The following is an 11,542-nucleotide window of genomic DNA, read 5'->3' as shown; positions in this document are numbered from 1 at the left end:
GACTGGGCGGTCGGATCGGCCGGGGGCCGATCGCACCGCCCAGTCGAGACGCCGGCGCGATCTCGCGCTGTAGTTGGCTTTCCCTACCGCAGCCGGGAAAGCCGCGTTCGTCAGCGCTGTCCTTTCGGTGGGCCCGGAGGGACCGGGCCCACCGAGTCGCGGTGGTCGATGTCACTTCTGGCCCCACGCCGACCCACGCCGCACCCGAACTCAGCGCCGCCGGGTGCGGAGGTAGTCGCCGACCACGGCGGCGCCCAGGCCGTCGAGGTCGGGGGCCACCACGCGGCCGCCGGAGCGGCGGGCGATGGTGTCCACGAACGCTTCCAGTCGCGGGTCCTCCCCGAGGCGGAAGACCGTGACCGAAGCGCCCATCTTGGCGATCCGGTCCACTTCGGACAGTGTCTTGTAGATCGTTCGCGGGTCCGGCGGGTAGTCGAACACCGCTTCACCGTCGGGTTCCAAATGCGCCGTCGGCTCGCCGTCGGTGACCATCAGTACCACCGGCTGCGCGTCGGGGTGGCGGCGCAGGTGCTGGCCGGCCAGCAGCAGCGCGTGGTGGGCGTTGGTGCCCTGCTCCCACGTGCCCTCCAGGCCCACCAGCTCCGGCAGGTCCACCTTCGTCGCGTAGCGGCCGAAGGTGATCAGCTGCAGCGCGTCGTTGCGGAAGCGGGTGCTGATCAGCTGGTGCAGGGCAAGCGCCGTACGCTTCATCGGCAGCCAGCGGTCCTCCTGCACCATCGACCACGACGTGTCCACCAGCAGCGCCACCGCCGCGCGCGAGCGGTGCTCGGTCTCGACGACCTCCACGTCCTCGACGTCGAGCGTCACCGCACGCGAGCCGACCGACGTCGAGCGCAGCACCGCGTTGCGGACCGTGCGCGGCACGTCCCACGGCTGCATGTCCCCGAACCGCCACGGGCGGCTCGAGCCCGTGGGCTCCCCCGCGGCGCCGGCGGACTCGGTCTCCCGGTCGCCCGTCTTGCCGCGCAGCGAGTTGACCACATCGGACAGTGCCGTCTCGCCCAGGCGCCGCAACGCCTTGGGCGACAGGCGGAGCGTGCCGTCGGCCGCGCGTTCGAACAGGCCCTGCCGGCGAAGCTCACGCTCCAGTTCGGACAGCCGCCGCGCGTCGACGCCGGCGTCGGGGCCCAGCTGGCGCTGCAGCGCGTCCATGTCGATGTCCTCGAGCCGCGCGCCCGGGTAGGCCTGGCCCAGCTGCTCGGCCAGCCCGTCGAGCTCCGCGAGGTCCTGCATCGCCTGCGCGCCCTCGCCCAGGCCCAGCGGGTCCTGGCCGCGGAATCGCTCCGAGCCCTGCCAGTCCTCTCCCGGCCGCAGCGCCTGCAGCGCCGCGTCCAAAGCGGACAGCTGCTGGGCGATGCGCGGATCGCCGAACGCCTGCTGCGACAGCTCCGCCAGCTCGGCGCGCTGCTCGGCCGACATCGAGTTCAGCATCCGCTGCGCGGCCGCGGCGCGCGAGGCCAGCGCGTCGATCAGCTCCTCGACGTTGCGCGGGTTCTCCGGGAAGAACTCGCCGTGGCGGTTCATGAACTCCGCGAACCGCTCGTCGATGTCGTCGGCCCCCTGCGCGTGGGCCTGCAGCAGCGCGTTGAGGTCGGACAGCATCTGGTTGACCTGCTCGACGTCCTCGGGCCCGGCGTTCTGCAGCGCCTGCTTCATGCCCTGGAACCGCGCGTCGAGCGCCTCGCGGCCGAGCAGGTCGCGGATCTGCTCGTACTTCTGCCGGCCTTCGGACGAGCGCCAGTCGTACTCGCTCAGCTCGCGCACGGCCGCGGCCGTGCCCGGCGGGAGGGCGTCGAGCTGCGCCTCGCGGAAGCGCGCCTCGTCGTCCGGGTCCGGGAACAGCTCGCGGCGCTCGGCGGTCAGCGCCTCGCTCAGCAGCTGCTGCACCTCCTGCAGCGTGCCGTCGAGCCGGTGGCGGCGCTGGATCTCCGAACGGCGCTGCCACAGCCGCCGCGTGAGCTCGTCGAGCCCCGACGTGCGCTCGGTGCCGCGGCGCAGCAGCTCCTCCAGCGCCGAACGCGGCGACGCGCCGGCCATCACGTCGCGGCCGATCTCGTCGAGCGCGTCGCGCAGGTCCGCCGGCGGCGCCAGCGGGTCCGGCCCGTCGTGCCACGGGCCGTAGGAGTATCCCTCGGGAATGAGCGGCATTACTGGCCGTACACCGTGGTGTTCTCGTCGGAGTCCTTCGCCAGCCGCCTGGCGAGGAACAGCGACTCCAGTGCCAGCTCCACCGCGGCCGCGATGCGACCGGCCGGCTCGTCGGAGGACACCCCGGCACGCTGGGCGACCTCGTGCAGCACCGGCAGCTCCGGCAGGGCGGCGAGCACGTCCCGGGCCGGCACGCGCTCGCCGGTGGCCACCAGGTGGCCGTCGGCGACGGCGTCGGACAGCGGACGCAGGTCCAGCCCGGCGAAGCGCTCCCGCGCGGTTTCGGCCACGGCCCGGCGCATCAGGTGCACGAGGTGCTCGACCTCGCGGCCCTCCTCGCCCGGCTCGAACTCGATCTTGCCGCGCAGCACGGCGGGCACCGCTTCGAGGTCGACCGGCCGCGCGACGGCCGGGGCCTCCCCGGTGAGCGCCGACCGGCGCAGCGCCGCGGCGGCGACGGTCTCGGCGGCGGCCACGGCGAAGCGCGCCGACACACCGGAGCGCTGGTCGATCACCGGCGACTCGCGCAGGTTGCGCACGAACCGGGCCAGCACCTCCAGCAGCGGCTCGCCGACCTCGGCGACCAGGTGCGCCTCCTGCTTCACCACGGCGACTTCGGCGGCGACGTCGAGCGGGTAGTGCGTGCGGATCTCCGCGCCGAAGCGGTCCTTCAGCGGCGTGATGATGCGGCCGCGGTTGGTGTAGTCCTCGGGGTTCGCGGTGGCGACGAGCAGCACGTCCAGCGGCAGCCGCAGCGTGTAACCGCGGACCTGGATGTCGCGCTCCTCCATCACGTTCAGCAGTGCGACCTGGATGCGCTCGGCGAGGTCGGGCAGCTCGTTGATCGCCACGATGCCGCGGTGGGCTCGCGGAACGAGCCCGAAGTGGATCGTCTCCGGGTCACCGAGGCTGCGGCCCTCGGCCACCTTCACCGGATCGACGTCGCCGATGAGGTCACCGACGGACGTGTCCGGCGTCGCGAGCTTCTCGGTGTAGCGCTCGCTGCGGTGGCGCCACGCCACGGGCAGGTCGTCGCCCAGCTCCGCCGCGCGGCGGATCGAGGCGGGGGTGATCGGATCGAGGGGGTGCTCGCCGAGCTCGGAGCCCTCGATGACGGGGGTCCACTCGTCGAGCAGGCCGGCGAGCGTGCGCAGCAGGCGGGTCTTGCCCTGGCCTCGTTCGCCGAGCAGGACGACGTCGTGGCCGGCGAGCAGCGCGCGCTCGAGCTGCGGCAGGACGGTGCGGGAGAAGCCGACGATGCCGGGCCACGCGTCGCGGCCTTCGCGCAGCGCGGTCAGCAGGTTGTCGTGGATCTCCTGAGCGATGGGGCGCGGGGTGTACCCGGCGGCGCGGAGCTCGCCCGCGGTACGGGGAAGTGAGTCTGGGACAACGGTCACCGCATCGACGCTACTTACCGTTTCGACGTACGTCGACGTGGAGCGACTCCAGCGTGGGCGATCGTCCACGAAGTGTGGACTACCGGTAAAATAGGGCGTCGTGTGCCGTCCCAGTGCGACCCTCGCCGTCTGGTCCTCCGCGTGGCTCAACGGAGCCGCGGCTTCCGATGATGTGCTCGACGCCCTCGCTGCCTGGGGCGAAGCGCACGACGTCGTCGCGGCCGACGCCCCCGCCGCCGAAGCGTTCGAGCTTCCGCTGGCGTTCCACCGCGCCGCAACCCCGGTCCAGCTCCTCATGGCGCTGCGCGCGCAGAGTGTGAAGATGGCCCAGCTCGTGCTCCCCGTGCCCGGCGACGTCCGCGGCCTCGGCGGGGGCGGCCCGTTCGCCGAAGCGGCGCTGCGCTGCGGTGACGCGGTAGTGCTGACCGAGCTCGGCTTCGGCCTCGTGCCCGAGCCGATCGCCGAAGGCCTGATGCGCTGGACGGTCTACTCGGTGCCCACCCCGGTTCCGCTGGAGTACCAGTCGCTGCCCGACGCCGAACACGGCCTCACGGACGCGATCCGCGCCAGCGCGGGTGCGTTGCAGGCGCTGGACGTGGCCAGCGATCGCCCCGGCGTGCGCGCCGAGCTGTCGGCCCACCTGCGATCGCGCCCGCAGGTCGAGTGGCCGGCCGGCACGCCCGCGCGGGCGCTGCGCGTGCTGCAGCGCGCGGAGGAGATCTCGGCGATCCTGGCCATCGCCCGCACCGACGACCCGGGAGGCGCACTGTCCGCCTCGGCCGCCAGCCGTCGCGCCGAAGCGTTGCGGCCCTTGTCGGACGCGGTGCGCACGGCTCGGACGGCGTCGGTCAACGAAGCGGTGCGGGTGTTCGCGGAGCAGGCCGACCGGCAGCCGTGAGGTTCTCCGCGCTCAGCTGACAGCGAACACCCGCGCCTGCAGTCTCAGCCGAGAGCGAACAACGCGCTTTTCGCCCGTGTTGCCCGGTTCTCCGGACAGCGGGCTCTTTCAGGTCAGCGGGCGGGACGCTTCGCGGGCTCGCAGCAGCCGACCGAGCAGGGCGCCCCGTTGAGCGAGCAGCCGTCGGCCGGGAAGGGCGAGAGCTTGCGGGCCGGGGCGCCGGAAATGTGCTCGCGCACCAGTTCCACCACCAGCTCGGCGAAGCGCGGGTCGACGTCGGGCGTCGCGGCGCGGGCGAAGGCCATGCCGTGTTCGGCGGCGCGCTCGGCGGCTTCGTTGTCGAGGTCCCAGATCACCTCGAGGTGGTCGGAGACGAAGCCGATCGGGCTGACCACCACGGACTTCACGCCGGCGGCGTGCAGGGCGTCGAGGTGGTCGACGATGTCCGGCTCCAGCCACGGCACCTGCGGCGGCCCCGAGCGCGACTGCCAGACCACGTCGTACTCCGCGATGCCTGCCTCGGCCGCCACGAGCCGCGCGGCTTCGGCGATCTGGCGGGAGTAGCGCCGGCCCCCTTCGGCGGGCGGGCCGGAGGCGACGTCGGCGCTCACCGGCACGGAGTGCGCGGTGAAGACCGTGCGCGTACCCGGCCGGTCACCGAGGCGCGCGTGGGTGGCGCGCACCGCGTCGGCGATCGCGGAGATGAACAGCGGGTGGTCGAAGAACTGGCGCAGCTTCACGATCTCCGGCGCTTCGGGTCCCACGACTTCGCGGGCGCGCACGATGTCCTCGTCGTACTGGCGGCACGCGGAGTAACCGCCGTAGGCACTGGTGGGGAACGCGAGCACGCGCTGCACGCCGTCGGCCTTCATCCGCGCCACGGTGTCCTCCACCATGGGCTGCCAGTTGCGGTTGCCGAAATACACCGGCAGGTCGAGGCCTTCGGCTGCGAGCTGCTTCTCGACGGCCGCGATAGCCGCGCGGTTGAGCCGGTTGATCGGCGACACCCCGCCGAAGTGCTGGTAGTGCTCGGCGACCTCGAGCAGCCGCTCACGCGGCACCCCGCGTCCCCGGGTGACGTTCTCCAGGAACGGCATCACCTCGTCGGGCCCCTCCGGACCGCCGAACGAAAGCCATAACAACGCGTCGTAACCCACGGTGTCCATCTTGCCCCTGTGGCGGCGCCCACGACGGAGCGGGCTCATTGTGTACCGACCTATCCAAAATCTGGTACGGTGTACGCATGCCCAGGCCGCGCGAGTTCGACGAGACCGAAGCCCTCGAAGGCGCCATGAACGCCTTCTGGGCCCGCGGCTACGAGGCGACCTCCACACAGGACCTCTGCGCCGCGACCGGACTCGGCCGCAGCAGCGTGTACAACACGTTCACCAGCAAGGAAATCCTGTTCCGGCGCGCGCTCGAGCACTACATCCGGCTCGGCGTCCGCAGCCGGGCCGCAGTGCTGGAACAGTCCGACGACGGTCTCGACGCGATCCACCGGCTCCTGGCGTCGGTGATCGACGACGAGCTCACCCACGGCCGCCGCGGCTGCCTGGTGGTGAACACCGTCGCCGAGTTCGGCACCGCGGACCCCGAGATCACGGCGCGGGTCGAGGCCGACACGGCCGCGCACCTGGCATCGCTAGCCGAGTGCGCGCGCCTCGGCCAGGCCGACGGCAGCATCACCCGCGACCGGGATCCGAACGACATCGCCGAGTTCGTGCACAGCACCGTGAGCGGGCTGCGGCTGATGTCGCGCCGCGGCGCCGAACGCGCGGCCATGACGGCGGTGGCCGACATCGCCGTCGCGGCACTCGCCCGCCGCTGACCCACCCGCACCGACCACTCCACCCCAGCATCAGCGTCGATGTGTCACGAGCCAGTTTTGTACCAATCGATCCATAAGGAGAGACGAATCGTGCCCTTGGCCGTCTTCGTGCTCGGGCTCAGCATCTTCGCCCTCGGCACCTCGGAGTTCATGATCACCGGCCTGCTTCCCGGGATGGCGGCCGACCTCGGCGTCAGCATCCCCGACGCCGGCCTGCTCATCTCGGCGTTCGCCGTCGGCATGGTGGTCGGCGCGCCGCTGCTGGCCGTCGGCACGCTCAAGCTGCCCCGCCGCACGACCCTGCTCGCGCTGCTGGTGGTGTTCGCCGGCTCGCACGTCGGCGGCGCACTCGCCCCGGGCTACGGCCTGCTCTTCGCGACCCGCATCGTGAGTGCCCTGGCCTGCGCCGGTTTCTGGGCCGTCGCCGCGGCGACCACCGTTTCGCTCGTGCCCGCGGCGCGCCGCGGCCGCGCGCTCGCGGTGCTGGTCGGCGGCCTGACCCTGGCGAACATCGCGGGCGTCCCCGCCGGCACCTTCCTCGGCCAGCACGCCGGCTGGCGCACCGCGTTCTGGGCGGTGGCCGCACTGACCGTGGTGGCCATCGTCGGCGTGCTCGCGTTCGTGCCGCGCACCGTCTCGAACTCCTCGGCCCTGCGAGTGCGGACCGAACTGCGAATCTTCCGCAACGGACGGATCTGGCTGGCGCTGGGCGTGATCGCGCTGACGCAGGCCATGGTCTTCGCGACGTTCAGCTACCTTGCGCCGTTGCTCACGACGACCGACGGCCTGCCGTCCTCGTGGGTCCCGCTCGTGCTCGTGCTCTTCGGCGCCGGCGCGGTGATCGGCATCCTCGCCGGCGGCAAGCTCGCCGACGCCCGTCCGTTCTCGACGCTCTACGGCAGCCTGGGGCTGGCCGTCGTCGCGCTCGTCGCGCTGGCGGTCACTTCGGACACCGTGGTCGCCGTCGTCGCGGTCCTCGTGCTCGGTGCCGCCGCGTTCGCGGCCAACCCGGCCCTCAACGTTCGGGCGTACTCGGTCGCGGGCGGATCGTCCACTTTGGTCGGCGCCAGCACCACGTCGGGCTTCAACGTCGGCAACACCGCGGGTCCGTGGGTCGGCGGTGTCGCGATCAACGCGGGTCTCGGCTTCCCGAGCGTCGCGTGGGTGAGCGTGGGGCTCGGCGGGCTGGCGCTGGCCGCCCTCACGTTCGCCCTGCGCCTGCAGCGTTCCGACGACGCCCGCGCTCCCCGTCCGGCGCTCTCCCCGAAGGAGCCGGTACCCCAGCCGGCCGCGCAGTGAAACGGCGAGCGGCTCCCGCGAAAACTTCGCGGGAGCCGTTCGCCGTAAGGGAAAGACCTCAGATGCCGAGGGCGTGCACGCCGCCGTCGACCATGATCATCGAACCGGTGGTGGCCGGCAGCCAGTCCGACAGCGCGACGCAGACGGTCTTGGCCGTCGGGTCCGGGTCGGAGCTGTCCCAGCCGAGCGGGGCGCGCTCGTTCCAGCCGTCCTCCAGCTCGTTGAAGCCCGGGATCGACTTCGCGGCCATCGTCTTCATCGGACCGGCGCTGACCAGGTTCACGCGGATGCCGCGCGGTCCGAGGTCGCGTGCGAGGTAGCGGTTCACCGACTCCAGGGCCGCCTTCGCGACGCCCATCCAGTTGTAGGCCGGCCACGCCACTCGCGCGTCGAAGTCCATGCCGACGATCGACGAGCCGCGCGAGAGCAGCGGCAGCGTCGCCACCGCCAGCGACTTGAACGAGAACGCCGACACGTCCACGGCGATCTTCACGTCGTCGCTCGGCGCGTCCAGGAACGGCGCGCCCAGGCAGGTCTGCGGGGCGAAGCCGATGGAGTGCAGCACGCCGTCGAGGCCGTCGACGTGCTCGCGCACGCGGTCGGCCAGCGAGTTCAGGTGCTCGGAGTTGGTCACGTCGAGCTCGAGCACCGGCGCCGGCTTCGGGAGGCGCTTGGCGATCGTCTTGACCAGCGAGAGCCGGCCGAAGCCGGTGAGCACGACCTCAGCGCCCTCCTGCTGCGCGATCTTGGCCGCGTGGAACGCGAGCGAGGCATCGGTGATGACACCGGTGATCAGTAGCCGCTTGCCTTCGAGCAGTCCGGGCAACGGGTTCCTCCAGGTCTTGTGGTGGTCGCGGAAGAGTCGGGAAGGTCAGTGGCCGAGGCCGAGGCCGCCGTCGACCGGCAGCACCGCGCCGTTGACGTAGGCGGCGTCGTCGGACGCGAGGTAGCGCACGGCCGCGGCGATCTCGGCGGGCTCGGCGTAGCGGCCGGTGGGCACGTTGGCGAGGATCTCCTTCTTGCGGTCCTCGCCGAGCGCGTCGGTCATGTCGGTGCGGACGAAGCCGGGCGCGATCACGTTGGACGTGATGTTGCGCGAGCCGAGCTCCCGCGCGAGCGAGCGCGAGAAGCCGACGAGACCGGCCTTCGACGCGGCGTAGTTCGCCTGGCCCGCCGAGCCCGACAGGCCGACGACCGACGAGATGAAGATGAACCGGCCCCAGCGGGCGCGCAGCATGCCGCGCGAAGCGCGCTTGGCGACCCGGAACGCGCCGGTGAGGTTCGCGTTCACCACACGCTCGAACTGCTCCTCGCTCATGCGCATCAACAGCGTGTCGTCGGTGAGCCCGGCGTTGGACACGAGCACCTCGACGGGGCCCTGGTGCTCCTCGACCAGCTTGAACGCGGCGTCGATCTGCTCGGCGTCCGTGACGTCCGCTTCGACCCCGAACAGCCCTTCCGGCGCGCCGGAGCCGCGGTGGGTGACGGCCACCTGGTGGCCCTGCTCGGCGAGGTCCCGGGCGATCGCCAGACCGATACCCCGGTTGCCGCCGGTGACCAAGACCGACCGTCCCACTGCACGTCTCCCTCTGCTCGGTGTCCCTGTCGCGAACGCGTCGGGACGAGGCTATCGGCCGCGCGCGGCGTCGCCGCACCCGGCGCCACCTCCGCGTCCGGGCCGGGCGCGGAAGTCCAGAGCGGAGGCTAGGGCGCGGCGCGCCGGTCCGTTTGCGCAGACCAGAGGGTTCCTACAAACCGGGGCAAGGCCGGGCGTGCGATCCGCACAAAACGTGATCAGGATCGCCGGTCCCCCCCTGCCCTTCGAGACGGTCGGAACTCACCTAAGGCCAGGTAAGGAACAGCACCGCGACCTTGCCGCGGGCGTACGCCGGTGGTCACCGTGAGTCGCGACACAGGAGGTCAAGGATGACTACCCGGATCCCCACCCCGGTGACCCGCGAGGGCGAGCGCCGAGTCGTCGGCAACGTGCTGCGCGGCTCCATCGGCAACCTTGTCGAGTGGTACGACTGGTATGCCTACTCGGCGTTCACGATCTACTTCGCCAAAGCGTTTTTCCCCGGTGGCGACGCGACGGCCCAGTTCCTCAACACCGCGGCCGTGTTCGCCGTGGGGTTCCTGATGCGCCCGCTGGGCGGCTGGATGCTCGGACGCTTCGCCGACCGGTTCGGGCGCCGCAGCGCGCTCGTGCTCTCGGTTTCGATGATGGCGTTCGGCTCGCTGCTCATCGCGGCGACGCCGGGCTACGCGTCGATCGGCGTCGCGGCGCCGATCCTGCTCGTGCTCGCGCGGCTGCTGCAGGGGCTTTCGGTGGGCGGCGAGTACTCGACGTCGGCGACGTATCTGTCCGAAGTGGCCACTCCGGGCAAGCGCGGTTTCTACTCCAGCTTCCAGTACGTGACGCTCGTCGGCGGGCAGCTGCTCGCGCTCGGGCTGCAGCTGATCCTGCAGAGCGTGCTCAGCGAGGCGCAGATGGGCGACTGGGGCTGGCGCATCGCGTTCGTGGTCGGCGCCGTCGCGGCGGTGGTCGTGATGGTGTTGCGGCGCAGCATGGACGAGTCGGCCAGCTACGAGCGCGTCGCCGCCCAGGAGAGTTCCGCACAGTCCGGCTCGGGCAAGCAGGCCGGCGAACGCGGCACGCTGCGCACGCTTGTGAAGTACCCGAGGGAGATCGCGCTCGTCGTCGGCCTCACGCTCGGCGGCACGGTCGCCTTCTACACCTACGCCACCTACACGCAGAAGTTCCTCGAGAACACCGCCGGCATCCCGCGCCGCACGGTGACGTGGATCCTCTTCATCGCTTTGCTGATCTTCGCGCTCCTGCAGCCGGTGGCCGGACGGCTGTCCGACCGGATCGGCCGGCGCAAGCTGCTGATGTTCTTCGGGATCGCGGGCACCGTGCTCACCGTCCCGATCATGACGACCATGGCGCACACGAAGCAGCCGGTGCTCGCCTTCCTGTTGCTGCTCGGGGCGCTCGTGATCGTCACGGGCTACACGTCCATCAACGCCATCGTGAAAGCCGAGCTGTTCCCCACGCGGATCCGCGCGCTCGGTGTCGGCCTGCCGTACGCGCTGACCGTGGCGATCTTCGGCGGCACGGCCGAGCTCATCGCGCAGGCGATGAAGAAGGCGGGGCACGAATCGCTGTTCTTCTGGTACGTCGCGGGCTGCACCCTCGTCTCGCTCATCGTGTACGGGACAATGCGCGAAACGTCGCGTTCGTCCGCCCTGGAGCGTGACGAAGACTGAGCGGGAGGACGGCCGTGCGCGTGCTGCTCGTGGAGGACGACACCGGGGTCGCCGGTGCGCTCGCCGAGACGCTGCACGCGCGCGGCCACACCGTGACCAGCGTCGGCCGCGGTGCCGACGCGCTGCACCGGCACCGTGAGGCCGATTTGCTGCTGCTCGACCTCGGCCTGCCGGACCTCGACGGGCTCGACGTGCTGCGCAAGATCCGCCAGGTCTCCGCCGTGCCCGTGATCGTGCTGACCGCCCGCGGCGACGAACGGTCCGTCGTCCGCGGGCTGCGCCTGGGCGCGGACGACTACCTCACGAAACCCGTGCGGCTGGCCGAACTGCTCGCGCGGATGGACGCCGTCGTGCGCCGGGCGGGCGTGCGCGACACCCCGGCCGACGACGCCGTGGTGCGGCTCGAAGACGTCGAGATCGACCTCGGCGGGCGCCGCGTCCTGGTGGCGGGACGGGACATCGGGCTGACGACGAAGGAGTTCGCGGTGCTGGCGGTGCTCGCCGCGCGGCCGGGCACCGCCGTGAGCCGCCAGCAGTTGATGGACGAGGTGTGGGGCGACGCGTACCTCGCCATCTCGCGATCGCTCGACGTCCACATGACGCAGCTGCGCGCCAAGCTCGACCGGCCGGGCCTGCTCACGACGATCCGCGGCTTCGGCTACCGGCTGGGCCGGGGCTGAG

At 71.8% G+C, this 11,542-nt stretch carries 10 protein-coding genes; 5 read left to right on the top strand and 5 right to left on the bottom strand.

Going from position 1 to position 11,542, the window contains the following annotated elements:
• Positions 1–210 precede the first annotated feature (210 nt).
• Both AB0383_RS48205 and AB0383_RS48200 read right to left on the bottom strand, forming a co-directional pair.
• The gene (locus AB0383_RS48205) at positions 211–2,169 is read right to left on the bottom strand and encodes a VWA domain-containing protein (protein ID WP_364189719.1); all 1,959 of its coding nucleotides are present in this window, start codon (positions 2,167–2,169) and stop codon (positions 211–213) included.
• A complete protein-coding gene (locus AB0383_RS48200) occupies positions 2,169–3,566 on the bottom strand; it encodes an ATP-binding protein (RefSeq protein ID WP_364189722.1) in 1,398 nt (465 codons plus the stop codon). Before AB0383_RS48200 ends, AB0383_RS48205 begins: the two co-directional genes overlap by 1 nt.
• Positions 3,567–3,666: 100 nt before the next feature.
• Between AB0383_RS48200 and AB0383_RS48195 the strand changes: the two genes are divergently transcribed.
• Positions 3,667–4,464 (top strand): hypothetical protein, encoded by a 798-nt coding sequence (locus AB0383_RS48195; RefSeq protein ID WP_364189724.1) that lies wholly within the window; start codon positions 3,667–3,669, stop codon positions 4,462–4,464.
• A gap of 113 nt (positions 4,465–4,577) precedes the next feature.
• On the opposite strand, the gene AB0383_RS48190 is transcribed toward AB0383_RS48195, so the two are convergent.
• A complete protein-coding gene (locus AB0383_RS48190; RefSeq protein ID WP_366191270.1) occupies positions 4,578–5,621 on the bottom strand; it encodes a ferrochelatase in 1,044 nt (347 codons plus the stop codon).
• 86 nt (positions 5,622–5,707) lie between these two features.
• On the opposite strand from AB0383_RS48190, the gene AB0383_RS48185 reads away from it, so the two are divergent.
• Positions 5,708–6,292, top strand: a complete 585-nt coding sequence (locus AB0383_RS48185; protein WP_366191263.1) for a TetR family transcriptional regulator — start codon at positions 5,708–5,710, stop codon at positions 6,290–6,292.
• Positions 6,293–6,382: 90 nt separating this feature from the next.
• Positions 6,383–7,591, top strand: a complete 1,209-nt coding sequence (locus tag AB0383_RS48180; protein ID WP_366191262.1) for a Cmx/CmrA family chloramphenicol efflux MFS transporter — start codon at positions 6,383–6,385, stop codon at positions 7,589–7,591.
• 58 nt (positions 7,592–7,649) lie between these two features.
• Here the strand turns inward: AB0383_RS48180 and fabI are convergent, their stop codons facing one another.
• Together fabI and AB0383_RS48170 are read right to left on the bottom strand one after the other, a co-directional pair.
• Positions 7,650–8,417, bottom strand: a complete 768-nt coding sequence (gene fabI / locus AB0383_RS48175) for an enoyl-ACP reductase FabI (RefSeq protein ID WP_366191261.1) — start codon at positions 8,415–8,417, stop codon at positions 7,650–7,652.
• 45 nt (positions 8,418–8,462) lie between these two features.
• On the bottom strand, positions 8,463–9,167 hold the full coding sequence (locus AB0383_RS48170; protein WP_285966883.1) for a beta-ketoacyl-ACP reductase: 705 nt from the start codon (positions 9,165–9,167) through the stop codon (positions 8,463–8,465).
• A gap of 350 nt (positions 9,168–9,517) precedes the next feature.
• Here AB0383_RS48170 and AB0383_RS48165 point away from each other — a divergent pair, with 350 nt between their 5' ends.
• Positions 9,518–10,861 (top strand): MFS transporter, encoded by a 1,344-nt coding sequence (locus AB0383_RS48165; RefSeq protein ID WP_366191259.1) that lies wholly within the window; start codon positions 9,518–9,520, stop codon positions 10,859–10,861.
• Between the two features lie 14 nt (positions 10,862–10,875).
• Positions 10,876–11,541 (top strand): response regulator transcription factor, encoded by a 666-nt coding sequence (locus tag AB0383_RS48160; protein WP_364189734.1) that lies wholly within the window; start codon positions 10,876–10,878, stop codon positions 11,539–11,541.
• Position 11,542: the final 1 nt, after the last annotated feature.

The organism is Amycolatopsis sp. NPDC051373, assembly GCF_040689465.1.
In the GTDB taxonomy this organism is placed as follows: Bacteria; Actinomycetota; Actinomycetes; order Mycobacteriales; family Pseudonocardiaceae; genus Amycolatopsis.
This window is presented reverse-complemented; position numbering and strand designations above follow the sequence as displayed.